This window comes from Micromonospora sp. NPDC006431, assembly GCF_042870725.1.
GTDB lineage: Bacteria > Actinomycetota > Actinomycetes > Mycobacteriales > Micromonosporaceae > Micromonospora.
The window spans coordinates 76,277-101,695 of sequence record NZ_JBIAHQ010000017.1 but is presented as its reverse complement, the minus strand read 5'-3'; the positions used below and the strand labels follow the sequence as shown (position 1 = coordinate 101,695).

At 68.7% G+C, this 25,419-nt stretch carries 15 protein-coding genes and 1 pseudogene; 8 read left to right on the top strand and 8 right to left on the bottom strand.

Annotated elements, in window-relative coordinates; translation table 11 throughout:
* Positions 1–24: 24 nt before the first annotated feature.
* The 3 genes from ACFYM6_RS25645 to ACFYM6_RS25635 all read right to left on the bottom strand — a co-directional run bounded on the left by ACFYM6_RS25645 (position 25) and on the right by ACFYM6_RS25635 (position 5,645).
* Positions 25–1,104: a CapA family protein gene (locus ACFYM6_RS25645; protein WP_387279430.1), complete on the bottom strand. Its 1,080-nt coding sequence runs from the start codon at positions 1,102–1,104 to the stop codon at positions 25–27.
* Between the two features lie 74 nt (positions 1,105–1,178).
* Positions 1,179–4,601, bottom strand: coding sequence for a beta-N-acetylglucosaminidase domain-containing protein (locus tag ACFYM6_RS25640; RefSeq protein WP_387279428.1), 3,423 nt, complete (start codon positions 4,599–4,601; stop codon positions 1,179–1,181).
* A gap of 327 nt (positions 4,602–4,928) precedes the next feature.
* On the bottom strand, positions 4,929–5,645 hold the full coding sequence (locus ACFYM6_RS25635; protein ID WP_387279426.1) for a TetR/AcrR family transcriptional regulator: 717 nt from the start codon (positions 5,643–5,645) through the stop codon (positions 4,929–4,931).
* A gap of 110 nt (positions 5,646–5,755) precedes the next feature.
* Here ACFYM6_RS25635 and ACFYM6_RS25630 point away from each other — a divergent pair, with 110 nt between their 5' ends.
* Together ACFYM6_RS25630 and ACFYM6_RS25625 are read left to right on the top strand one after the other, a co-directional pair.
* The gene (locus ACFYM6_RS25630; protein WP_387279424.1) at positions 5,756–6,739 is read left to right on the top strand and encodes an NAD(P)-dependent alcohol dehydrogenase; all 984 of its coding nucleotides are present in this window, start codon (positions 5,756–5,758) and stop codon (positions 6,737–6,739) included.
* A 237-nt stretch (positions 6,740–6,976) separates the two neighbouring features.
* Positions 6,977–10,132: a M36 family metallopeptidase gene (locus ACFYM6_RS25625; protein WP_387279422.1), complete on the top strand. Its 3,156-nt coding sequence runs from the start codon at positions 6,977–6,979 to the stop codon at positions 10,130–10,132.
* A 132-nt stretch (positions 10,133–10,264) separates the two neighbouring features.
* On the opposite strand, the gene ACFYM6_RS25620 is transcribed toward ACFYM6_RS25625, so the two are convergent.
* Positions 10,265–11,008, bottom strand: coding sequence for a class I SAM-dependent methyltransferase (locus ACFYM6_RS25620; protein WP_387279420.1), 744 nt, complete (start codon positions 11,006–11,008; stop codon positions 10,265–10,267).
* Positions 11,009–11,326: 318 nt separating this feature from the next.
* On the opposite strand from ACFYM6_RS25620, the gene ACFYM6_RS25615 reads away from it, so the two are divergent.
* Both ACFYM6_RS25615 and ACFYM6_RS25610 read left to right on the top strand, forming a co-directional pair.
* Positions 11,327–11,938, top strand: coding sequence for a hypothetical protein (locus ACFYM6_RS25615; RefSeq protein ID WP_387279418.1), 612 nt, complete (start codon positions 11,327–11,329; stop codon positions 11,936–11,938).
* Positions 11,939–12,590: 652 nt separating this feature from the next.
* A complete protein-coding gene (locus tag ACFYM6_RS25610; protein WP_387279416.1) occupies positions 12,591–13,532 on the top strand; it encodes a hypothetical protein in 942 nt (313 codons plus the stop codon).
* On the opposite strand, the gene ACFYM6_RS25605 is transcribed toward ACFYM6_RS25610, so the two are convergent.
* The gene (locus ACFYM6_RS25605) at positions 13,430–13,759 is read right to left on the bottom strand and encodes a nucleoside triphosphate pyrophosphohydrolase family protein (protein ID WP_189198415.1); all 330 of its coding nucleotides are present in this window, start codon (positions 13,757–13,759) and stop codon (positions 13,430–13,432) included. The genes ACFYM6_RS25610 and ACFYM6_RS25605 overlap by 103 nt on opposite strands.
* 336 nt (positions 13,760–14,095) lie before the next feature.
* On the opposite strand from ACFYM6_RS25605, the gene ACFYM6_RS25600 reads away from it, so the two are divergent.
* Positions 14,096–15,463: a ricin-type beta-trefoil lectin domain protein gene (locus ACFYM6_RS25600; protein ID WP_387279414.1), complete on the top strand. Its 1,368-nt coding sequence runs from the start codon at positions 14,096–14,098 to the stop codon at positions 15,461–15,463.
* Positions 15,464–15,695: 232 nt separating this feature from the next.
* Here the strand turns inward: ACFYM6_RS25600 and ACFYM6_RS25595 are convergent, their stop codons facing one another.
* Complete coding sequence (locus tag ACFYM6_RS25595; protein ID WP_387279412.1) at positions 15,696–18,899, bottom strand: family 78 glycoside hydrolase catalytic domain; 3,204 nt, start codon at positions 18,897–18,899, stop codon at positions 15,696–15,698.
* 174 nt (positions 18,900–19,073) lie between these two features.
* On the opposite strand from ACFYM6_RS25595, the pseudogene ACFYM6_RS25590 reads away from it, so the two are divergent.
* Positions 19,074–19,307, top strand: a pseudogene (locus ACFYM6_RS25590) (DUF6000 family protein); the annotation flags it as partial.
* On the opposite strand, the gene ACFYM6_RS25585 reads toward ACFYM6_RS25590, so the two are convergent.
* A complete protein-coding gene (locus ACFYM6_RS25585; RefSeq protein WP_387279410.1) occupies positions 19,295–19,885 on the bottom strand; it encodes a sugar O-acetyltransferase in 591 nt (196 codons plus the stop codon). The pseudogene ACFYM6_RS25590 and the gene ACFYM6_RS25585 sit on opposite strands and share 13 nt — an antisense overlap.
* Before the next feature lie 275 nt (positions 19,886–20,160).
* Here ACFYM6_RS25585 and ACFYM6_RS25580 point away from each other — a divergent pair, with 275 nt between their 5' ends.
* Both ACFYM6_RS25580 and ACFYM6_RS25575 read left to right on the top strand, forming a co-directional pair.
* Positions 20,161–21,405, top strand: coding sequence for an SGNH/GDSL hydrolase family protein (locus tag ACFYM6_RS25580; RefSeq protein ID WP_387279408.1), 1,245 nt, complete (start codon positions 20,161–20,163; stop codon positions 21,403–21,405).
* Positions 21,406–21,732: 327 nt separating this feature from the next.
* Positions 21,733–22,602: a GyrI-like domain-containing protein gene (locus ACFYM6_RS25575; protein ID WP_387279406.1), complete on the top strand. Its 870-nt coding sequence runs from the start codon at positions 21,733–21,735 to the stop codon at positions 22,600–22,602.
* A 276-nt stretch (positions 22,603–22,878) separates the two neighbouring features.
* Here ACFYM6_RS25575 and solA read toward each other — a convergent pair whose 3' ends face one another.
* Positions 22,879–24,030: an N-methyl-L-tryptophan oxidase gene (solA, locus tag ACFYM6_RS25570; protein WP_387279405.1), complete on the bottom strand. Its 1,152-nt coding sequence runs from the start codon at positions 24,028–24,030 to the stop codon at positions 22,879–22,881.
* Between the last annotated feature and the right edge of the window lie 1,389 nt (positions 24,031–25,419).

Sequence of the window (25,419 nt, the reverse complement as noted above, 5' to 3'; positions counted from 1 at the left end):
GATGGAGCAGCCGCGGTGACGGTGTCAAGGCCGTTTCGTCGTGAGGCCGGTGCACCTCTTCGCCGTGGCGATCTTGTCCTCGATCCGCTCGCGGGCCGCGCCGGACACGAGCACGGGCTGCCCGGTGCCCGACACCGTCGCTGGCAGGAACTCGGTGCGTGTCACCGTCCGCCCACGCACGGTCAGCCGCAGGACCCCGGAGTCGGTGCTGTGCGACTCGCTGTACCAGAGGAAGTTGCCGAGCCCGTAGTGCACGTAGGTCTTACCGAGCCAACCGTCGGCGAGCAGGGTGTGGGCGTGGGTTCCGACCACGACGTCCGCTCCGGCGGCGGCCATCTGGCGGGCGAAGGTCTTCATCTCCCCGGTTGGGCAGGAGTTGCCCTCGGCGCCCCAGTGCATGAAGACGATCACCAGGTCGGCCTGCTGGCGGGCTGCCTGCAGCGCGGCGGTGGCGCGGGCCTCGTCGAACGCCATCGCGATTCCCGGCCGGGTTTCCGTCGCCTTCCACTGCGCGGCAAGCTCGTGCACCTGCGACATCCCCAGCACCGCGATCCGCACGCCCTTCACGGTGCTCAGCCATGGTGCGTACGCCGCGTCGATGTCGCGTCCCGCGCCGAACACCGGGAAGTCTGCGTCCGCCGCCGCGTCGAGGGTGTCGAGCAGCCCCACCTGGCCGTAGTCGAGGGTGTGGTTGTTGGCGATCGACACCGCGTCGATCCCCGCCGCGCGAAGCGCCGAGTACGCGGTCTCCGGCGAGCGGAATTGATAGCGTTTGGGCTGCGGCGTGCCGCGGTTCGTCACCGCCGTCTCGAGGTTGACCAAGGTGAGGTCGGCGTCGCGTAGCACCGCGGCGATGCGACCGAATGCCGTCTGCGGGTCGTCGAGCAGACGCAGCGTACGGCCCGTGAAGTGCACGTCGCCCGCGAAAGCCAGCCGCAGCTCGACCGGCGGGGCCACGCCCGGCTCGGTGCCACTCGGCGATGCCGTGGCGTTCGACGTCGTGGCTGGGGGCTTCCACTCGGCCGGGCGGCCTTCGGTGGCGCACCCGGCCAATGCTGCCCCGACCGCGACGGCCGCCACCGCCACCCGCACCTTGCTGATCACCCGCTCAGGATAGTGGGGCCGAGGAAGGCAGGCTTGCCGCCGGCCCACCACCGCTGCGTCTCGGGGCAACCTCCCTACGGCGCGACCGGGTAGACCTCCATCTCATAGAGCGAATAGCCGTATCCCGTGCCACGCTGCACGCCCTGCATCCGGACGAACTTTGCCGCCGGCGCATCGAAGCGCAGGGTATCTGTCCCGCCGTCGCCCGCGGTCACGGCCGCCGCGGTCGTCCAGGTCGTGCCGTCGGCAGAGGTCTCGATCCGGTACGCCCGGCCGTAGGCCGTCTCCCAGCGCAGCACGACCTTGCCGATCCGCTGCGGCTGCGCGAGTTCCACCTGCAGCCACTCGTTGTCCACGTGGTTGGACGACCAGCGGGTCGTGAGATCACCGTCGATCCCATGATCGGGGGTGAACTGTGGGAGGTTCTGTTCGGTGGTTGACGCCGAGGCGGTGCCACCGTTCGTGACCAGCGCGGCGTTGGTGTCACTGGTCTTCGGATAGACGTGGACCGTCAGCACCGTGCTGACCGGATCACCGCTCGCTGGGCTGAAGGTCACCCGAACGTCGTACGTCCCAGTCGGCGTGCCAGCCGAGACGGTGACGGCCACGGGGACGGCCGTGTCCTGGCCACGGAAGATCGTGGTCGGCTGGCTGGCCGGTTGTGCGGAGATTCCGCCCGGTGTGGTGACGGTCAGGGTGCCGGTGAGATCCGCTACGCGGGCCGGCACAAGGTGTGCCGTCGTCCTCGCGGGCTGCTCGCCCGCCTCGACGTCAACCATCGCCGGGTCGAGGGAGAGGTCAGCGACCGGAGTGTCGGCAAACCATGGAATCAGCTCGTTGATCCGCGGTGCGGCGGAGGCGTCCTGCCAGGCGAGCCGGATCGTGTCGGTCTTCACGCCTGCCGCGTCGAGCTGCGTGTAGCCACCGGACAGGACGCCGATGGTGGTCCAGCTGCCATCGGCGGAGCGCACCTGGACCGCAGCTGTCGCCGGGGTGCCGGACTGGAGGACCACCACCTGGTCGACGGGACGGGCCGGCGAGATGCTGACCTGGAGGAACTCGCCGGGCTGCGGTGCCCGGTCCGCGACGTACGGGGTACCGACGTCACCATCGACGGCCTTCGCCAGGCTGGATCCGGTGGCTGGCGGCGGAGTGCCGGTCGCCGTCAGCTTGGTGCCGCCAACCACGGCGACCTGGAACTCCCGGACCACCACCCACGTGCTCTGGGCCGCCGTCGCGCGCATCCGGACGAACCTCGCCTTGGTCCCTGGGGGGACGCTGGCGTGAATCTCCGGCTGGTCTCGGTAGGTGCCGATGGCGGTCCAGGTGGATCCGTCGGTGGAGAACTCCAGCGTGCCCTGGCGGAGGTAGTCCGTCGGGCTGGTGGGCTTGCTCATGTAGAGGTCGATCGTGCTGATCTGCTGAACCGACCCGAGGTCGACTCCCACGTAGGCGCCGGAGTCCGCGGCCCGGTCGCTCCAGTAGAACGTGGTGAGGTCCCCGTCGACCATGTTGGCCGGCGAGTTGGCCTGCCACTGCCCCATCGAGGTCGTGCCCCTCGCCCTTCCGCCGGTCGTCCCGAGCCAGCGGTCGCTTGCTGACGTGGCCCGTTCGAGGAACGAAGGCATCACTCCCGGCGCGACGCTCTGGCTGATCGCGTCGGCCTGGGCCCGCGCCGTGTTGAACGCCTGGCGCTCGGCCCAGGCCGTGTTGCCGTCGCCTGCCCGCTGTGCCAGCAGCATCCGGACGGCGTGCTGGCCCGCCTGACCGTAGCGGCCGAGCTTGTCCAGCCACGGCTTGACCTCGTCCAGGAACGCCCGGTTTCGCAGCCCGGAACGGAGCGCGGCCGGGCTGCCCGCCATCTGGCCGAAGTAGTCCTCGAGCCCGGCTGCCGCGCTCTTGAATCCTTCGCCGCGCTCATAGGCCGACCAGAACGCATCGATCATCGGTTTGAGGGTCGGCGACTCGACCGGATCGATGTTGGAGGAGTAGTTGTTCTCGGCGAAGACCTTCAGCGCCGGCCATGCCGGACCACCAATGTCCTGCAGCGCCGCCTCCCACGCCCGCGCCGCGTCGTACGCCTCCGGGTTCCAGAGGAAGGCACCGGAAGTGAACTCCGCGATCTTCGACGCCTCGGCCTGAACCATCGGGTTGGCCGTCACACCGACGAGATGCTGCCCGATGCCGGGCTCGCGCCCAACGTACGGGCCGAGCAGCAGCCGGTTGGTCACGTAGTCGTTGACCGGGTAGTTGTCCCACACCAGGATGTCGTGGTCGAAGACCTCGCGCGCGCTCTTGGCCTGGGCGGTGGTGATGACCGGAGCCACCACCCCCACACCGGTCCACTCGACGATCACCGCCGGGTCGAGCTTGGTACGGAGGGCGGTCTTGTAGGGCGAGTCGCTGACGTCGTAGTACTCCGTCGGCACCATCTGCAGCCTCTCGGCGCCGGGGTGGGTGGCGATGAACTCGTGCTGCACCCGGTTGAGAAGGAACGCCTGTGCCGCGCCCGCCGCGCCGCCGCCCGTGCCGAACTTGGCCGCATCCTCGGCGCAGTTCCATGTCGTGTAGCTGATGTCGTCCAACGGAATCGCGAACGAACGCACTCCGATGTTCCACAGCGACTGGAACTTGTCCACCAGTGCTCGCTTGTCGCTGTCAGAGCTGTAACAAACGGACAGACCCGGCGAGAGCGCATAGGTGAACTCGACGTGGGTGCTCGTCGCCGTCGCCACGAGTTCCTGAATCGGGCCCAGCTTGTCCGGCGGGTACGCCTGGCGCCACTGTTCCCGCAGGTAGGGGTCGTCCTTCGGGGAGTAGACGTAGATGTTCTGCTTGGTACGGCCGTAGAACTCCAGCTGGCTCAGCCGGTCCTGCTGCGACCACGGCTGCCCGTAGAAACCCTCGATCACCCCGCGCAGCGGCATGGCCGGCCAGTCTCGGATGGCAACGGCAGGAAACACGTCCCGGCCGGAGTGCGGCACGAGGAGCTGGCGCAGGGTCTGCGCGGCGTAGAATGTACCGGTCGGGTCGACTCCGTCCAGGACCACCCTCGCGTTACCGTCGCTACCCTTGCCGATGCCCAGGACATAGCCGTCGCGGGGCAGGCCGGTGGCGTCGTCGGCGATGCCGATCTCCTGGAGGGCCGCGTCGGAGGCGGAGTTCTCGCTCGGCCCGCCGATGTAGAGGGTGATCCCGGCGTCCGGTGCCGGATCCTTGTCGGACACGGTCCTCACCTTCGTGACACCCGCCTCGGCCAGCACTCGGTTGACCACAGCGACCGCCGACGGATCGGTCTTCGCACCCGTCACGAGCGCAGCGTTGGGCGTGACCGGAACCAGGTTCTTCTTGTCCTCGACGGACTGGGGCGGCGGCCAGATCGCCGGCAGTGGGACCGCCGCTGCGGTTGCCGGAGCCGCAGTTGCGAGAGAGATGGGCAAGGTGGTCGCAACCGCAACGCTCGCAGCGGCGAAGAGCGCGCCGAGCCGTGCGGGCATTCCCCTCCGTCGCGCGCCCGCCCGGACTGTGACGGCGGGCCATCCCGATAGGAGTGCTCGTCTGCTAGGCATGTGTCTCCTCTCGAAGACGGCACGCCAGCCTCCGCGCTGACGACCGTTAGTGCGCGACTCCCCGGCTATCTGCGCACATTCACACAAGGTCCAGGATGTGTCAAGAGGCGCTCACTGCGCGTGACAGCCTCGCGCGGGGCCGCCTGCGGAGTCGCACCGCGTCAAGGGCTGGGAACGCGGCCCTTTTGTGGACTCTTCGAAGCCGGCGAATGGGTTCACAGACTTTCGCCGGATCGCGCGCCCAGCCTGACCATCTCACCGGGGTCGGCGCGACGACGTCCAGCCTTGCTGGTGCAGCCGTTCGATGCCGTCCAGCAGCAGGTCCAGCGCGAACTCGAACTCGAACTGGTCGTCGCAGCCCTGCCCCACGACCGAGGCGTTGTCGTGGGACGCCGCTGCGGCGATCTCCGCGAGGTGCGGGAACCGGGCCACGGCCTCCGGTGGTAGCGCCGCCGGCGGGTCCGGGACGGTCGTGCCGGACCGGCCGGCGCGTCGGGAGGCGTCGAACAACTCCTGGCTGAAGCCCAGAATCCGGCTGCCCATCGCGTGCATCACGTGGTGGGAGAGGTCGGCGGAGAACCCGCCGGCCCGGAACGTCCCGACCATCGAGTCGAGGTAGGCGAGGATGGCCGGCGTCGCCATGTTCCGCGATTCGATCGCGAGCGGCGCCCAGGGGTGGCGCTGCAGCACCTGCCGCGCCGAGAGGATGCGCCGGCGGACCATGTGCTTCCAGTCGGTGCCGGGCATCAGCGGGTCGATCTCGGCGACGACCACGTCGATCATGCCGTCGAGCAGCTCGTCTTTGTTGGCCACGTGCTTGTAGAGGGCCATCGGCACGACGCCCAGATCCTGGGCGAGGTTGCGCATGCTGAGGGACTCGATCCCGGCCTCGTCGGCGAGCGCGACGGCGGCGCGCAGGATCCGGTCCCTGCTCAGCGGCGTCCGGCGCAGCGTTTCAGCCTGCTCAACCATCTCGGTCCTCGTCTTCCGGCGACGGTTGAACCATAACCACCTTGACAGGTGTACGGCGTACACCTAGCCTGCTGTTGTGAGGTGTACGCCGTACACCTGAGGGAGGGGAAATGAAAGCGATCGTCCAGGACCGATACGGCCCGCCGGAGACCCTCACGCTCGCGGACGTCGACACGCCGGCGCCCGCCGCCGACGAGGTGCTCGTACGGGTCGAGGCCGCCGCGCTCAACGCGTACGACTGGCATGCCATGCGCGGCGATCCACGGATGGCACGGTTGGCCATGGGCCGATCAAGGCCCCGAGCACGCATCCGTGGCCGCGACTTCGCCGGCCGGGTCGAGGCCGTCGGCACCCACGTTCGACAAGTACGCCCCGGCGACACCGTCTTCGGCGACCTCGGCGAAGCCAACGGCGCGTTCGCCGAGTACGTATGCGTGCCCGAGAACCTCGTCGCGCCGAAGCCGGCGAACCTGACGCCGCAACAGGCGGCCGCCCTGCCGCTGGCCGGCATCACCGCACTCATGGGACTGCGCGACGTCGCGCAGGTCGAGCCCGGCCACCGCGTCCTCATCAACGGCGCCTCCGGCGGCGTCGGCACCCTGGCCGTCCAACTGGCCAAGGCGCTCGGCGCGACCGTCACCGCGGTGTGCAGCACCCGCAACGTCAACCTGGTCCGCTCCCTCGGCGCCGACCACATCGTCGACTACACCCGCGACGACTTCACCCACGACACGCGCCGCCACGACGTCGTGTTCGACCTCGTCGGCAACCGCTCACTCACCGCGCTTCGGCGGGCGCTGACCCCAACCGGGACGCTGGTGCTCTCCGGCGGCGGCGTGTACCGCGGCGGCAGCCTCATCGGACCGGTCTGGCTCATCACGCGCGGGCGACTGCTGGCACCCTTCGTTCGACACCGCATCGTCACACTCACCACGGCACCCAGCCGGCAACACCTCGACACACTCCGCGCCCACGCCGAGACCGGCCGCCTCACCCCGATCATCGACCGGACCTATCCACTCCACCAGGTGCCCCAAGCCATCCGATACCTCGAAGACGAACACGCCCAGGCGAAAGTCGTCATCACCATCTGACCTGCCAACCACCACCCCGACCAGGCCCCAGAGCCGGGAAGTGGCATGACGACCCAAGGCCCCTCTTGATCGAGTCATGCTCTTGCTGGTTGGCGGGCGCCGAGCACCACACCCGTCGCGCGAACGTCCCCTCCGCACCCCTCTGTTGCGGCGCAGGTGTCCCCGTCGATGTCTTGTACGACAGACCGCCGGCACCGGCACGGGCGCAGGCAGGTACCGACCCGCAGAGGAGTCTCGATGGGTATTCGTCGACCGTTCGCGGTCGGGGCGGCATTCGCCCTGGTTCTCACACTCAGTCCTGCTGTCGCCTCGGCCGTCGTTGACGTCGGCTCGCCGGGCGTCGGCAGGCTTGATGTCCGGCGTGCGGGCCAGTCCGTGCGGCCCACGGACGGGCAGGTCAGTGCGGCGCGCGAGTTGGTCGCCGCCGCGGGCGCCGGTACGCGGGTCAGCTGGGACGGGCGGTTCGGCACGCCTCGGACGATCCGCAAGGATGGCGGCTGGCTCACCGGGCCCAGGTCGGGTGATCCCGCCTCGGTGGCCCGGTCGTTCATCGACGCCAACCGTGACGCGTTCGGCCTCACGGCGGCGGACGTCGCTTCGCTCGCTGTCGTACGCGACCACGAACTCGTCGGTACCGGCACGCACGTGGTGAACTTCGCACAGACGTACGCGGGCCTGCCGGCGGTGCGCGGTGGCCGCCTCGGCGTGGCGGTGACCAGCGACGGCAAGGTTCTCTCCTACGCCGGCAATTCCGCCCGTGGCGGCGCTCTGCTGGCCACGCACAAGCTCTCCGCGGCAAGAGTGCTGGAGGGCGTGGCCGGCAAGCTCGCCCCCGGGGTGTCCTTCACGGCTGTGCCGGCCGGCGACCGCGCCGGCTTCCAGATGTTCGCCAAGGGACCGTTCGCTGGAGAGTCCTACGTGCAGAAGGCGGCGTTCCCGACCCGGGACGGCGCCCGGCCCGCCTACCGGGTGCTGTTCATCAAGGCCCTCGACCAGGCGTGGGACACCGTCGTCGACGCGGCGACCGGGGAAACGCTGTACCAGGCGTCCCTGGTGGCGCACGACGCCGAAGGCACCGTATACGAGAACTACCCGGGAGCCCCGGCCGGCGGCGCCCCGGTGGTCAAATCGTTCGGGCCGACCGCCCAGTCTCCCTCGGGTTACGTCGACCCGACTGGGCTGGCGGGCCTGGCGGGCCCGACGACGCTCGGCAACAACGCCAACACCTACGCCAACTACTCGAACTTCCTGGTCCCCGCCGACCAGGGGCCGCGGCCGGTGAGCCTCACCGGGCAGTTCAACTACGCGTACACCGCGAACTGGGCCCGCAGCAAGGGCCAGTCCGTGCCGCCGGCCTACGTCCAGGATCTCGATCCGGCGGCGACCAACCTGTTCTGGCACCACAACCGCATCCACGACGAGCTTCGGGCGCTGGGCTTCACCGAGTCCGCAGGCAATTTCCAGGTCAACAACGGCGGCAACGGCGGGCAGGGTGGCGACCCCGTGCTGGGTCTGGTCCACGCCGGGGCGGCCACCGGCGGCGCACCCACCTACACCGGCCGGGACAACGCCTACATGCTCACCCTCCCCGACGGCATCCCCGCGTGGAGCGGCATGTTCCTGTGGGAGCCCGTCAACGACACCTTCGAAGGGCCGTACTCGGACGGCAACTTCGACGCCTCCGTCATCGAGCACGAGTACGCGCACGGGCTGTCCAACCGGTACGTCAGCGGCGAGGACAACGCCCTCAACACCCACCAGTCCGGCTCGATGGGCGAGGGCTGGGGCGACTGGTACGCCCTGAACTACCTCTACGGCAACCAGCTCGCCACCACCGCCGTGGTCGGCCAGCACGCCACCGGCAACACCGAACGCGGCATCCGCAACTGGAGCTACGACCAGAACGCCACCGGCTACGGCGACGTCGGATACGACCTCGGCGGCCCCGAGGTCCACTCGGACGGGGAGATCTGGACCACCATCCTGTGGGACATGCGCAAGGCACTCGTCGCCCGGTACGGAGAGGCCACCGGTGGTGAGATCGCTGCGCGGCTGATCACCGACGCGATGCCGCTGTCCCCGGCCGACCCGTCGTTCATCGACATGCGCGACGCCATCCGCACCGCCTTGGACAACCGCTACCACAGCCGCTCCGACTACGCCGCCCTCGTGGACGTCGTCTACGGCGCCTTCGCCAAGCGCGGCCTGGGCCTGCATGCCGTCAGCGACGGCGGCGACGACACCGACCCCACCCCCTCCTACGAGCACCCGAACCCGGCCCGCAACGGCACCCTGACCGGCACCGTCGTCAACGCGGCCACCGGCAAACCCATCCCCGGCGCCCGCATCATGCTCGGCGTGTTCGAAGCCAGGGTCACGCCGCTGCGGACGTCGTCAACGGACGGCGGGTTCTCCGCGCCGGTGGCCGCCGGCACCTACCCGGTGACGATCGCGGCCGAGGGCTTCGGCGCCCGGACCTTCCCGAACATCAAGGTCACCGCCGGCAAGACCTCCGCGTTGCGGTTCGCCCTGGCACCCAACCTGGCCTCCGCCGCCAACGGCGCCACCATCGTGTCCACCACCACGACCGGCGCCGCCCGCCTGATCGACGACACCGAGGCCAGCACCTGGAAGACCACCCCGGGAACCGGGAACGCCGTGATCAAACTGGCCGCCCCGGCCCAGATCTCGTCGATCCAGGTCAGCGCCTTTACCACCGCCCGATTCGAGGGGCTGCGCGGGTTCACCCTGCAGACCTCCACCGACGGGACGAACTGGCAGACCGCCCTGACCAAGGCGGACGCCTTCACCTACCAGGCGCCTCGGCCGACCGCGCCCGACCTGCACTACAAGCAGTTCACCCTGCCGAAGCCGGTACAGGCGCAGTACGTACGATTCTGGGCCGACACCGCGCTCGGCGAGACCAAGACGGACGTGCAGACCGCCGAGCTGCAGGTCTTCTCCCCCACCGCCACCGGAGTCGAGCCGCTGCCCCCATCACCGCCGGACCCGCCGGTGACCGACACCGGCGTCATCGCCACCGGAAACCCGTCCACCGGGACGGCCGACGACGCCACCGGCATCACCGCCACGGCGTTCAAGACGACCTGTGCCGTGCCGGCGGCACCGGCGCAGGGCGCGGACGGCTGGGTCACCAAGCTGCCGGACAGCTTCGGCGACGGCGCCCACGAGGCACACGTGCAAAGCGACAGCATTGCCCCGTACGACTTCGACCTGTACTTCTACGACGAGTCATGCACCCTGCTCGGCGCGGCGGCCTCCTCGGCCGCGGACGAGTCCGGCACGATCCCCAGCGGAACCCGCTACATCCTCACCCAGCTGTGGCTGGGCGCCGCGGTCCCGTTCACCCTCACCGCGACCGACACCAGGTGACCTGACCACACCTTCCTTCGAGCCCGAGGCGGGGTGGTGTGCGCCGGCAGCCCGGCCACACCACCCCGCAGCCGCCAGCGGTTAGCCAGGTCGGCGGCGAAGGCCTCTATCCGGTCGTTGCGCGCTGTCGCACTACGCAGCCTCGAGGACGAAGAACAGGAAGCACAGGATGTACCCCGAGGGGGAGGTCACGAGGTCGGGGAACGCCTCGCGGGCACCGGGTGCGGGAGGCGGTTCGCTCACGACGGCGATCCGGAAGCCGGCTGCGGTGAACTCGCTGGTTATTGCGTGCAGTGGTCGGTGCCAGTACGTCAGCACGGCGGGCTGGCCGCTGAAGATGTACTCGTCGGACCACTGTTCGGTCGCGAAGTAGTCGCCTTCGGGCCTGATCAGATGGTAGACGAAGGGATGGTTGACGGCCACGATGAGTCGGCCGCCGGGTACAAGCACGCGCCGCAACTCGGCGAGCGGTGCCTTCCAGTCCTCGAGGTAGTGAAGGACCAGGCATGCGATGGCATCATCGAACGCGGCGTCGGGGAACGGCAGAGGATTGTCGCCCAGGCCGCCCTGACGCAGGGCCGTGCCATCGCCGAGCCGCTGCCGGGCCAAGTCCAGCATCTTGGCGCTGGGCTCGATGCCGGTCACGATGGCGCCGCGATCGCGCAGTGCCGCGAGCAGGGGGCCGGCTCCGCAGCCGACGTCAAGGATCCGCCGCCCGGCCACGTCTCCGGCCAGGTCCAGGATCGCGGGCCTGGTGTAGTAGCCGTTGATGAGGTTGGACTCGGTCTCGGCCGCGTACGCCTCGGCGAAGCTGTCGTAGTCGTTGGCCACAGCATGGCCGACAGGCCCGGAGGAGTGCTCAAGGTCAGCAGACATACGGCCAATCCTGACAGCTCTGATTGCTTGAGGGTGCGAACAGAGGCGAACGTTGCCTGACGCGGCATTATGAGGACCGCGACGAGAACGGCCGCGATTAGGAACGGGCTCCGCCGCCGGGTCGTGATGTCCGAAACGCCGGTGGGCGGCGGTCGGCCCGGTCGCGTCTCGTGCCCGCTCGTGCCCGCTGCGCGCCACGGTTACTGGCCCACGGATGGCTCATGTCGGCGTTTCGGATCAGCAGAAGATCACGGATGGCTGGTCGTCTGGTGATCGCATGCTTCACTATCACGCATGACGTGGCGAAGGACCGGGCTGGTGTTGGCGGTCATTCTGGCGGTGGTGGCCTTCGTTGGCTGGCGCTGGTGGCACAACCACCCGCCGTACGGCCCGGAAGCGCTGGCCATCAAGTCCTCACTTCAGTTCGTCAGCCACGAGGAGGCTCAGGCCGCGCTCGGCGAGAAGGTATACGCCCCGTTGTCCAACGGACGCGACCAGTTGGTGCTCGGGCGGGTTTCCTGGCAGACCCCGCCCCAGCCACTCGATGGCGGATACTTCGCGATCTTCCTCATTGACAAGCGCATCAACCGCAAGGTGGGAAGCTTCAGCGCGTCGTCGCCACGGCAGGAAGCCATCAGCGCCGGGAACGCCGGAGTGGAAAATAAGATCCCGGAGCGCTATCCCTGGCTACAGGGCGCAGGCGACGTCAGAGAGGGAAACACCTGGTGGAGCTACGGCTCCAGACTGGCCGTGTACGGCGGGGACGCTTCGCCGCTCACGTTCGTCGCGCCCTTCCGGTATCTGGAGGGGCCGCAACGGGCGGCGGCTAGGGCGGCCACTGCACCGGTTGCGATGTCGGACCTGCTGCTGGCCTTGGTCTACATGGGGTCCGATGGGCAGGTGTACTGGGCGCAGCGGCTCCAAGGCTAGGTAGCGGATCTCCTCGTCGGGCAGTCTCCGACCGTCCGGCCTCCCCGGGCGGGGACAAGGTGGAGCGCCCCACAGACGAGTCTGAATGACGGCCGGCACGCCGGGTCGCCTCGCCGGCGATCAGCCACACCAGCGACGCCCGGTCGTCGAACGAACGGACCGAACGACAGCACCCCGCCACGGGCGCGTCGAGTCCACGACGCTCATCGGCCTCTCGAACCGGACGAGCAACCTCGCTGCGGCGTTACTCCGTCTCCTGTGCGTGGCACGAGCGAGAGGTCCCGCGTGGTGAACCGGGTTGAGAAGAGTGGGCGCCGGCGGCGCGGTGTCGTGGAGACCGCGTGGCTCCTGCTCGTGGTGGTGATCGCGTCGCTGCTGTTCCTGGCCCGGTACGAGGACCCGAGGCGGATCTCCAGCTCCGGCGACAGCATGTGGTACATGCGTCAGGCGCTCATCTTCACCGGGAAGAGCCCGGACGAGGCCCGGATCGAGGCGGCCCGCCAGGTGTGCCGTGACATCAACCGCTCTCAGCGGGAGCTCGGCATGCGGCCCTCCTGCAAAGGAGTATCAAAGCGACGAGATCTCGCCGCGCTACGTTGGGATCTTCGACAGCCGGCCGGGATATCCCCTGTTCGCCACGCCGTTCGTAGCGGTGCTCGGCGCCTGGACCGGCATGGTGGCCGCCACGATGATGCTGGCCATCGCCGGCGCGGTGCTGGCCCACCTGGCGGTCTGGATGGCGACCGGGCGACGGCTGGCGGGCGTACTCGCGGGGGGCCTGTTGTTCGTACTGCCGTCCGGATTCTGGATGACCCGCCTGCTCACCGAGAGCGGGATGGTGGCCGGCTACCTGGCCGTGATCACCGGTGTCATGGTGGCGTGGCGCGGTCGTACGAAGTTCGGCCTGTCGACCGTGGCGGTCGCGCTGGTGTGGCTGTTCGCGGTCAGATCGGCCAGTGGCATGGCGATGGCGCTGACGCTGGTCGGAGCGAGCACGGTGGCGCTCCTCGTGCGGACGCCGCAGCGTCGGCCCGCGCTGGCGACCGGCGGCGTGGGCCTGCTCGCCGTTGTCGGCTGGCAGGTCCTCAGCGTGCTCCTGAGCCTGCCGGGGCTCAACGAGACGATCCAGGACTTAGCCACCACTCATTTCGCGCGTCCCGACATGGCCCACCCGGTGAGCTGGCTGATCGACCGGAACATCGCCTTCTGGCCGGAGCAGGGAGCCGATCAGGTCCCCCACCCGGAGGCAGTCGTCGCTCTGGTGTTCGCCGTGGTGGTTCTCGTACGCCGGATGCGCTCGGTCGCCGCATTGTGGATCTTCACCGGGCTGACCGGCGTGGTGATGCTGGTAGCCCATCCTGTGGCGACCGAGTACGACCGGCTGATGCTGCCGTTGTGGATTCCGGTGGCGTGCGCGCTCGGCGACGCCGCGGCGCTCGCCGTCAGCGGCTTGACAACCAAACTTGACAACCAAATAGGCAAACCCCTGGCTCAGCGGTTGTCGCCGCTGCCACCCAGCACGCCACGGCCCTGGCGGCTGGCCAGCTTGGCCAGGTTGGCCGCCGCGATGTCGTCCAGCGACAGATCGAGGTAGTCGGCGAGCACCGCCACGTACCAGAGCACGTCACCGAGTTCCCTGGCGATGTCGGCCCGGTCGATCCGCGACTCGTCGCTGTCGAGGTCTCGGACCCACTTCTTGAACTTCTCGGCGATCTCACCCGATTCGCCGACCAGCCCGAGCACCAGATGGAGCAGTTCGTTCCTCTTGTCACGTGGAGCGGCAGTACGGAGGGCGCCGCGCTGATACTCATCCAGGTCCATGGCGGACCAGTATGGCCGAACTAGCATCGAGGAGTTGTTCCAGATCGGCAAGGGCCAGGCGAGGGCTCTGTCCGGGTCGTGCCCTGCCATCGACCGGCAGCGATCGCCGGGATCGTGCCGGAGCCGCTTCCGCCCGCGTTGACGGAGGAATTAGCGGACACTTAGACTTCCGTCGATTTGTTGCCTGCAACATTGTCCGGGTTTCTGCGCGGGCGGCGCTGCTCGTCGCCTGCGGCCCCATCGCGCAGCCACCCATGTGCCTGGAAGGGGCTGTCTATGTTGCGCATGCGTGCTTTCTGGCGAGGCTTGCGCCGCTTTCCGCGACAGGGGGTCGCGGTGGCTTCCCTCGTCGCCCTGCTCGCCGCGATGGTCGTCGTCGAGGTGGGCACGAGCGCCCCTGCGCTCGCGAACACGAGTCAGTTCAAGGGGGTCAACTGGGCCGACCCCAGGGACAACTACGCCGAGGACCCGATCGTCCTCTCGGGCGTGTCGGCAACCGACGACTATGCCACCACGTACACCAAGGCCACCTCGATCATCGGAGCGTTCGAGACCAACCTCGGCGCGAACACCGTGCGACTGCCGATCAACCCGTACACCGTCAACGGGCCTCGCTGGGCTCCGTACACAGGTGCCATCGATGCCGCCGTCGCCAAGGGCTTCAAGGTCATCCTCAGCTACTGGGAGGGTTCCGCCCACAAGGACGGGCTGATCGACAACACCACCGCCTTCTGGAACATGTGGACCACGGTCGTCAACAAGTACGCCGGCAACGGCCTGGTCTACTTCGAGCCGATGAACGAGCCCCACGGGTACACGCAGAGCGCCTGGGCGAACGTCGCCGCCTCGTGGATCAGCAGCTACCCGTCGGTCCCGAAGAACCGGATCTTCATCAGCGGCACCGGGTACAACGACAACGTCACCAGCGTGTGCGCCGACAGCCGGCTGTCCGGAACCTTCCTTTCGCTGCACTTCTACGGGTTCTGGAACCCGACCGAGGCCAGCTACGCGGCCTGGGCCACCGACTTCCGGAACCGGATCGGTTCGTGCGCCTCCCGCACCGTACTGGACGAGTGGGGTGCGCCCATGACGAGCGGGCTGAACTACAACGGCCCGGACAACGGCAACGGCTACATCGCCTACATCCAGGCCGTCAGCGACAACCTTCGCTTGCTGGGCATGGGCTCGGTCTACTGGCCGGGTTTGCGCGCCAACGACGGCTACAGCATGACCAGGCTCGGCCCCAATTACACCCTCATCAACAACAACGCCTCCGGGGTCAACCGGCTGCAGTGGTCGTGGGGCGGCGGCGGAACCTTCAACGCCCCGATCCGCGGCGTTGCCTCCAACCGCTGCCTCGACGTGCCCAACTCCTCGACCACCTGGGGCACGAAGCTGTTCATCTACGACTGCAAGAGCAGCGCCAACCAGTTGTGGCTGCAGACTCCGTCGAAGACCCTGGTGGTGTACGGGAAGCTGTGCCTGGACGTCACTGGTGCCAGTACCACCGCTGGCGCGCAGGTCCAGGTCTGGGACTGCAATGGAATGCCGAACCAGCAGTGGAACATCAACAGCAACGGCACGATCACCAGCGTGCAGACCGGCTACTGCCTCGATGTGAACGGCGGCGGTACGGCCAACGGCACGAATGTCATCGTGTGGTACTGCAACGGCGGCGCGAACCAGCAGTGGAAACGCTCATAAGAACCCGCGGCCGGTAGCCCTGACCGCAACGGCCGCGCCTGGTGGGGTCGCTACGACGATCCCACCAGACGTCTGGCGGTTCGGCACTTGCGCTGCAGCTGATGTCGGTAAGTATCGGAGTCCGGCCCGCTCCCTCGGTGCCGTGACTCGTCACAGCACCGAGGGAGCGCACGTGACGCGGCGGGAGCGGACCCGACGCCGGGCTGCCCGTCCCCGCCGACGACCGGCGGGTTCAGTGGCAGACGGACGTGAGGCGCTCGTCGTCCTTCGGCTCACCGCCCGGGGCCGTGCTGAAGACATGGCAGCCGCTCGCGACGCCGTCGACGCGTAGGTACCCGCGCTCGCGTACCGTGGGCCACTCGCGGCCGTCGACGTACACGACGCCTGTGGCCGCGTCCCCGGCCGGGACGAAGACCGACGCGACGGTGTTGCCGGGCACGTATGCGCCGACGTCCGTGCGACCGTCATGGGTGTGGAACGCCGCGCCGATCCGGCCCTTCAGCGTGGGCAGCGTGACGCTCGCCCAGGTGACCGACTGCGGTTGGGGACGCAGGTCGAACGTTGCGTAGCCGGGTGTGGTCGGCCGGAGGCCGAACATGCCCTGCGGGATGTTGTACGCCGGCGAGGCGGCCCACGGGTGGGAGTAGGTCATGTTCGACTTCAGGGAGGCGTCCCACGCCTCCGCCGTGGCCCCCGCTCCGTTGGCGATCATGTTGAGCCAGCTGCGGCGGCCGCTGCTGGTGAGCAGCTGGTAGGCCAGGTCGGAGCGGTCGCCGTTGTAGAGCGACTCAATGAGGAACGCGGCGCAGTACACGCTGCACTGCATGCCGCGCGAGCCGATGTAGTCGGCGGCGCGGGCCGCCTGATCGGCGCCGGGAACGCCGAACGCGCTGGCGAAGACGCTGGCGTGGACCGCCCAGTGCTCGACCGGAGTGCGGTCGGCGTTCAGGCCATCCCGGTAGGCGCCCTTCGCGTCGTCCCACAACAGCTCGTTCATCGCGGAGCGGATCCGCTCCCCGGTGGCGGTGAAGGAGGCCGCGTCGTCGTCGCGGCCCAGCGCCTTCGCGATTTCCGCCATGTCCAGGAAGCTGCGGTAGCCGATGGCGTTGATGACGGTGTTGTAGGGCCGGAAGACGAAGCCGTCCCGCTCCGACGCCGGCCAGTCGACGATGTCGCAGTCGGTCCGGCTGCTGCAGCCATCGGATCCGGTGTTCTTGCGGATCAGGCCGGTGCTCTCCTCGATCCACTGGTCGGGCAGCTTCTCCCGTAGCTGGTCGTAGCTGCGCTCCAGTTGCGCCACGTCGCCGGTCTGCTGATAGCTGTCGTGCATCGCCAGGATCGTGTACATCGGCCACTCGGTGGGCCAGGTGCGCCGGGTGAGCAGGTAGTCGATGGAGTAGTTGCCCAGGGACGGGTCCGCGGAGGTGAAGAAGTTGGCCATCATCTGCAGGTAGCTGTCGGCCTCGTACGGCTCACGCTCCCGGGTCCAGGAGTCGACGTACAGGTTGTGGTTGGTCGCCTCGACCGTGTTGCGCGACAGACGCCAGACCTTGTCGAGGGCGTCGTCGGAGGAGTCGAAGACAGCAGTGCCGACGTCGAACGGGTAGACCTGCGCGAGGGCCGGGAAGTCCTCGGCTCCCAGACCGGCCGGCGCGCCGATCACCTCGAGGTAGCGGAACACCCGCATGCCCCAGGTCTCGACGTGCTGCGGCCCGTCGACGAGCGTCCAGCGGTCCTGGTACTGGTTGCCGGTCCGCATGTTGTAGCGGACGGTCTGCGGCGCGGAGAGCTCCTCGCCGAAGCGCAGCTCGAGGACCTGGCCGCTGTTGCCGTCCAGGTCGAGGCTCACGCCGCCGAGCCAGGTCGGGCCGTAGTCCACGAAGTAGTGGCCCGGCTCCTTCTCGACGACCTCGACCGGGTGCTCCAGCCGCTGCCGGACCTTGTCCGTCGGGGTGGCGACCAGCTTGGTGTACGGCGCCTTCGCCGCCGCCGGCTGCCACGCGGAGTCGTCGAAGCCGGGCTCGTCGAAGCCGGTCGGGTACGCCGCCACTTGGACGTTCTCCTTGGGTGCGGTGTAGTAGCCCGTGCCGATCGAGCCGGCCGACGGGTAGACGCCGGAGCCGTTGAGCGTGGTCCAGTTCTCCCCGGTGCCGAACGTCTGCCGGGTGCCGTCGACGTACTCCACGACCAGCTGCGCCTGGAAGCGCCGGTCGCTGGTGGTCCACGCGAGCGCGCCGAGTGCGTTGGCGCCGCCCCGCCGGACCAGGTCGGTCACGTCGAAGCCGTCGTACCGCGTCTCACCGGCGATGGACCGCGTGGGTCCCAGGCCGACGAAGTCGCCGTTGAGCCACAGCTTGTAGACGTACTGACGGCCTGGCTCGGGCGAGGAGCCGGTCGCGAAGACGGTCGCCCAGGCGACCTCCTTGTCAGCGGTGTTGAACTCGCCGCGGAGGAAGGCCCAGTCCGTGCTGCCGAGCCCGTAGACGCAGTTCTGGCCGGTGCCGACGTTCAGCCTCCCGCCGGCCACCGTGCCGCAGGCGAAGTCGGAGCTGGAGGCCTCGAAGTCGTTGGCGTAGAGCTTGCGCCCGTCGGCTGCGGTGACCGTCAGGTTGTCCCAGCTGTTGCGCTCGCTGCCGCCGGTGCGGAACCCGATGCTGCCGCGCGTGAACCGCACGTTCTGCGTGGTGTCGATGAGCCGGTCGTCGAGCCAGGTGCGGACCGTGGAGCCCGAAACCCCGATCCGCAGCCGATAGTCGGTGTTGCGTTGGAGCGCGACGCCCAGCGGGACCGTCTTCAGCTCCTGGAAGGTGCCGTTGACCCGCTGGTGCGGCGCGAGTTGGTTGACGCCGTCCCCCCTGAGCTGCCACATGAGGTAGTTGCTGGGGTCCTGCGCGTTGAACACGATGGTCGCGTTCTGCGTGGTGATCGAGAACGTCGTCTCGATCGTGTAGTCGCTCCACTGCAGCGGTGCGGGATCGCCGAGCCAGATCGGGTTGCTCTGCGCCCAGTCACCACCGAGGGAGGTGCCGAAGCCGGCCGGCTGCGACCACGGGGACACCATCCCCGCGCCGTCCCACGTCCGGACCCGCCAGTGGTAGCGCTCGCCGCGGTCGAGGGCCGGCCCGGCGTACGCGACGTTCGTGCTCTCCGGGGACGTCACCTTCCGGGAGTCCCACACGAGGTCCTTGCCGGACTTCAGGCCGGAGAAGGTTTCCGCCACCTGGACCTGGTAGGCGGTCTGGTGCGCCGCCGGAACGTGCCAGCCGAGGAGCGGAGCATCGACGTCGTCGACGTCCGCCGGCCCGGAACGCTGCTCGACCGTGAGCGCCGACGGAAAGGCCTTCCCGGGCGCGGCGTCGCTCTGCGACGCGATGGGCAGTTCGACAACGACGGCGAGCGCGACGGTCAGCGCGAGAACCAGCGTCCGAGTGGCCACGCGTGGACGGGAGGCGTGCTTCAGGAACATCTGCGTCCCCTCTATTGAAACGTTCCAACGCCTCGTCATGCTAACGATCGGTGACCTCGGTCACAAGATCCTGGCCGGACCCGGCCATGGCCCCTCGAGGATCCCGGTCCACCAGGCACCTTCCCTGGTTGCCGGCACGACGCCGAGATCCTGACCGCCTACCTCGACCGCTATCTGCCGAGGGTCGACCTGCGCTACGACCAGCGCTGGGCGCTGGGTGCCCTCCTACATCTCGAGCTACAACGCCGCACGAGCCACGCCGACCGCTACCTCGTCCCCCGGCGGCATGTGGGAAGGCCGGGCCAGCGGCGTCTCCCGCCCACCGATCGTCAACACCTACCGAGACGGATCCAGGTCGGCGTGCCTCAAGGTCGGTAGCCCGTCTTGTCGGCATCGGTGATCTCGCGCAGCACTCGGGCCGGCGATCCGACGGCGATGACACCGGACGGGATCGAGCGGGTGACCACGCTCCCCGAACCGATGATTGTGTTGTCGCCGATGGTCAGGCCCTGGTTGATAGTGGCGCCGCCGCCGATCCAGACGTGATCGCCAATCGTGACCGGCTTGGCGTAACACCCGCCGGCTGCCCGTTCGGCAGCATCGAGGGCGTGGTTCGAGGTGTAGATGCCAACGCGGGGGCCGAAAAGGACATGATCGCCGATGGTGATGCCACCCCCGTCCAGCATCACGCAGTCGAAGTTGGCGTAGAAGTGGTCGCCGACGCTGATGTTGAAGCCGAACTCGCAGCGGAACATCGGCTCGAAATGGCACTCCCGCCCAACCGCGCGGAGCAGTCGCCGCAGGATCGCCTCGCGCTGCTCCTGCGGCTGCCCGAAGCTGTCGTTGTACTCAGTGGTCAGCAGCACGGCCCGCTGCCGAGCCTGCACCAGTTCATCGGTGAGGTCGTTGTACATCCGGCCCGAGAGGATGTGCTCCCGCTGCGCTTCGAGCGTCACCGCATGATCCTCCCATCGTCCGGGCTGCGGCCGCTTGTCGGCACGCGAGAACCGCTCATCGCCCAGTTGGAGCCGTTCGTCTCAATTGCAGGACCAGATGGCCGTGCGTCATCACTAGGCCACTTAGCGTGGTTCGCGCGTTGGCGATCAGACTAACGGCCGGCGATCCCGACGCCTGACCGCCGAACGTACGTCCCTGCTCGACCGGTCGCCTCGGGACCCTTCCTGCCCGGCCAAATCCCGCCATGCAGAATTCACTGAGGGAGTCATTCCTGATGAACCAGCCACGCATGCCCTTAGTTACCACCGGGCTCGCCATCGCCACCGGCCTGGCAACCGTCGCCGCCCTCGTCGGACCAGTCGCCGCCGAGCCGAGCTCCGACGCCTCCACACGAGCGACCTCGGTCACCACCGACCAGGTCGTGACCTGGGGTGCCAGCGCGGACCGCGTCGGCGGCTCGTTCGCCGACCAGACGGTCCGCAACATCATCCACACCAGCATCGGTGGCAGCGACCTGCGCATCTCGTTGTCGAACGTGTTCGGTGACCGCATCGTGACCTTCGACTCCGTCTACGTCGGCGTTCAGAGCGAGGGCGCCGGGGTCCTACCGGGCACCAACCGGCAGGTCACCTTCGCCGGCAGCGAGACGGTGACGGTTCCGAACGGTGCGGAGGTCCTCAGCGACCCGCTGCCAGGTGACGTGCCCGGCGACACCAATCTCACGGTCAGCATCCACGTCAAGGGTGCCAGCGGCAGCCTGACCGGACACAACCTGGCCATGCAGACCAACTACATCTCCGGGCCTGGTGATCACGCCGCGGACACCGATGGGACGGCCTTCACCCAGCAGGCAACCCGCTGGTACTGGGTCGATGCGCTGGTCGTCGACACGCGGCAGCAGGTCGACACCGTGGCCACGCTCGGCGATTCCATCACCGACGGCTACGGGTCCACCCGCGACGCCAACCACCGGTGGCCGGACTACCTCGCCCGCCGCATCGCGGAACAGCCCCCGGCGCACCAGTTCGGCATCATGAACGAAGGCATCTCCGGCAACCGGGTTCTCACCGACGGCGCCGGGGTGAACGTCCAGGCCAGATTCGACCGAGACGTGCTTTCCCAGCCCGACGTGCGCACCGTCATCCTCATGGAAGGCATCAACGACATCGGCGGCGGCGTCGCAACGTCGGCGGACCAGCTGATCTCGGCCTACCGGATCCTGATCGCCCGCGCCCACACCAACCACACCTGCATCCTCGGTGCCACGCTGACCCCGTTCGAGGGCGCCGGCTACTACAGCCCCGCCAAGGAAGTCATCCGCGAGGAGGTGAACACCTGGATCCGGACGAGCGGCGAGTTCGACGCAGTCATCGACTTCGACCAGGTCACCCGCGACCCCGCGAACCCCAAGCGGTTCCTGCCGGCCTACGACGTCGGCGACCACCTGCACCCCAGCGACGCCGGCTACCAGGCGATGGCCAACGCCATCGACCTCAGGCAGCTCGAGTGCAACCGGTAGCGACACCAGCGCGCTAGGTCGGCAGCTCGTCGCACCCACCCTGCCAGCGGCTGTGGAGACCGCCGTAGGGCCCGCGCCACGTCGGTGCGGGCCCTACGCAGAGCGCTCGGGCACAACTGCCGTACCCCCGCGATCTCACGGCGATCCGCGCAGGTCGACAGCCGGCGCGCCCTTCGCCAACCGGAACGTGCAAGCCGCTGCTGAGCGAAGCGTCCTGACCGGTAATGCGTTGGCGCCGCGACGGTCCAGGTACATGATCGGATCGGACCGCAACGGTCGGGCGGGACCGGGGTCCTTCGGCCAGGCTTGACGTCGAAAGGAGGCCTCGTGATCTCGGCACTCAACCGGCTTGTCGACCTTGTCGAAGAGCACCTCACCGAGGAGTTCGACGTCAAGGGATTGGCCAGGGCGGTCGGCACGACCGAATACCACCTGCGGCGGATGTTCTCGTCGTTGGCCGGCATGCCGCTGTCGGAGTACGTGCGCCGGCGTCGCATGACCGTCGCCGCTGCCGACGTCGTCCGAGGGGAGGACGATCTGCTGAGCATCGCCGTCCGGCACGGATACGGCTCGACCGAGGCGTTCGGACGTGCGTTCCGGGCGGTTCACGGCGCCAATCCCGGTGACGTTCGCCGCGACGGAGGCCCCCTTCGCACACAACCGCAGCTCAGGTTCCGCCTGACCGTCGAAGGGAGCATCCCCATGGACACCCGCATCGTCGACCGCCCCGCGTTCCGGCTCGTCGGACACGCAGCCCGGGTTCCGCTGGTCCATCAGGGCATCAACCCGCACATCCAGCAGCACATCACGGCACTGCCGCCGGAGGCGCATCTGCGGCTGAAGGCCCTCGGCGACACCGAGCCGGGGGGCCTGCTGCAGGTCTGCGACGACCTCGACCCCGACGGCACGGAGGGCAGCGAGCTGACCTACCTGCACGGGGTCGCTGTCGTCCGGGACACGCCGGTCCCCGACGACCTCGACACCATCGAGGTACCGGCCGGCATGTGGGCGGTCTTCCGCACCGCCGGACCCCATCCGCAGGCCCTGCAGAGGACCTGGGCCGCGACCGCGACCGAGTGGTTCCCCTCCAACCCGTGGCGTCTGCGGCCAGGGCCCTCGATCGTCGCGATCCTTGAGCGCGCGGACGACTTCAGCACCGCGACCTGCGAACTGTGGCTACCCGTCGAACCGATCTGACGGACCCTGCGGAATGTGTTGGGACCAGACACGCCCGGCACCCGGCGTCCGACTCCGGACGCTGGGTCACCCGGTGGCTCACCTGATGGGTGACGCGATGCCGCGTGTTGTCGACTACCTGCCGTCGGCCGTTGGTAGAGGTGCGGTTGGGCCGTTCTACCCGCCACTCCTTGTCGGTTCCCCGGCCCAACCTGTCGACCTGGCGCGGATCCGGCACACCTGGCCTTGGTCGGCCCCCTGTGTCGGCGCCACGAACAGTGGTCAGCCTCGGCCGGCTCAGACGTGACCTTGGAAGTCGCGTCGCGGGTCGAACAGGCTGATGGGGTGGACCGTCGAGCCGCTCGTCGCCAGGTCGGCGAGGATCTCGCCGACGACCGGGACGAACTTGAAGCCGTGGCCGGAGAATCCGCATGCCACGGTGACCTGCGGGTGCTCCGGGTGCGTCGCGATCACGAAGTGCTGGTCGGGCGTGTTGGTGTACATGCAGGTCGCCGCCCGCAGCAATCGCCCCGGAAGGGCGGGCAGGACTCCGGCCAGGTGTTCCCGCATGTCCTGGATCTCCTCCGGGTGCACCTGCCGATCGATGGTCTCCGGGGTGCAGGCCTGACCGCGCCGGAAGAACGCCACCTTGGCACCGCCGTCGGGCCCGTCGATGGCCGGGAAGCCGTAGATCTGCGTGCCGGAGCCGTCCTCGTGGATGTAGATGGGATGCCGCTCGGGTTGGAAGGGGCCCACCCCGGTCTCCGGCTGGAACCAGTACATGACCTGCCGCTCGACGCTGAACGGCACACCGAGGTCGGCGAGGAGTGCCGGGGCCCACGCCCCGGGGCAGACGACGAGCCGGCCAGCTGTGTAGAAACCCCCCTCGGTCGTCACTCGCACGCCGCCGTCGGGCAGCGCCTGCCATCGCAGTACCGGCTCGTTGTAGCGGAGGTCGGCGCCGTGCCGTCCGGCCAGCTCGAGGTGAGCGGCCACGGTCGCCTCGGGGCGGACGAAGCCGGCCTTGGCCTCGAAGAGCGCCACCTCCTCATCCCGGGGACTGAAGGTTGGGAAGCGGCGACGTAGCTCCCTTGCGTCGAGGATCTCGTGCGGCAGGTCCCACTCGCGCGAAGCGCGCAGACTGCCGGCGAAGGTGTGGCTCTCCGGCCGGCCGACAAACACTCCGCCGGTCAGTGAAATGATCTCCCGTCCGGCATCGCGTTCCAGCTTGTCCCACAGCTCGTAGGCTCGAAGCAGGAGCGGCACATAGGCCGGATCCTCGAAGTACGACTGCCGGGTGATGCGCGAGCCGCCGTGGCTGGACCCGCGGTCGTGCGCCGGCCCGAACTGCTCCAGACCGAGCACACGCTGCCCCCGCACGGCCAGGTGGTAGGCGGCGCTGCTGCCCATGCCGCCAAGCCCCACGACGATGACGTCATAGGCCGCCATTTCTACGCCTCCAGCATCCGTGCATCCTTCGACCGGGACGCTACCCGCCTGGCCCGCTGCTGCCGCACAAGATCCAAACGGCCGCCTCCCGCACAGGGAACCGCCCCCTGGTCAGCTCGCCACGCCGCTTGATCGGGCATTGGCGTGAGGGCCAGTTGAACCCGTCGCCCGACCCGCACGGTCCGGCGGTCAACCGGGCGTCGGAGTCGGCCCGACGGCGTGCGGCGGGACGGTCGGGCAGGCAGATTAGGCTTTGTTGGTGCGCCAATCGCCAGCGCCGTGCGGGCATCCGCGCTGATCGGGAAGCCTGAACGGTCGGTGAAGGCGTCGCGGAACGCCGGGTAGTCCTTGTGCAGCAGCGATTCGCAGCGCGGCGGGCTGCGTCAATCCAGGGAGCTACGGTGATCGCAGGGGCGCGAGCTGCACGGTCCAGGTCCGGGCTGTCCCGACGACCGCAATTGCCCGGCAGAGGAGGTCGCAGCCCAGCTGCGGACTTCCTTCTGCGAAGCCGCGGTTGATGAAGCTGATCGCTCTCGGGTGGTCACCCGCTTCAAGAGCATTCTCCAGCCCGGTGGCCAAGACCGCGGCGAGCGCGGCGTGAAAACTGTCTGCCCCTCTGTCGCGGAGGGTCTTGGCGGGCTCGCGCAATGGTGACGGAGAGACCGTGGGCGGGGCTAACACGAAAGTCATGTCCTTCTCCTGTGGTGTCGGTGTTGCTCGGTCAGGCCAGCCAGATTGGCGCCCACCTGCCGCAGCCGTGCCGCAACGGCACCGCTGGGCGGAATTGGTTGATTGTTGCCGGCAAGGTAGTGGCTGATGACCCGGGCATGATCGCTGACGGGACGCCAACGCGTCGTTGTGCCTGGGGCAGACGTTTCCCGAATGGCCGCATGAAGGGGATGACCCGCCACTGGACGCCAGCCATGCCTCCGACCATGATGGTTTGCCTCACGGCGTCGCTGGTCGTCGCCTGTAACGGACGGGGCGTTGTCCGTCAGCAAACTGAAGTGTCGGTGGCGATCGGATTGTCTGCCAACGCTCGGCCCTCAACCTCGAAGTTGTCCTGTGGACACTGCCGAGACCTGGGCAGCACGCCCGGTAGGCGCTGGCCCGCCAACGATGTTGACGAACTGATCCACCACCCACTCTACGCGCACTACACGCGGCGGTGCCGCTGCCAGCTCAGGGAGCTGACGCCAGCGATGAATGTGGCTCCCTCTCGGCGAGGATCGACACGACCTCGTCTCGTGTCCTTGTCACGTCCGCCCGGGTGTGGTCCATCGTCCGAGCCTCACCTGTGTCGGCGACCTGCGACCTACAGCAGCGGTTGCACGTCGTACATCTGGCTGCGCGAAGTCGACGGAGGAGCCCGCGACAGCGCCACTGCAC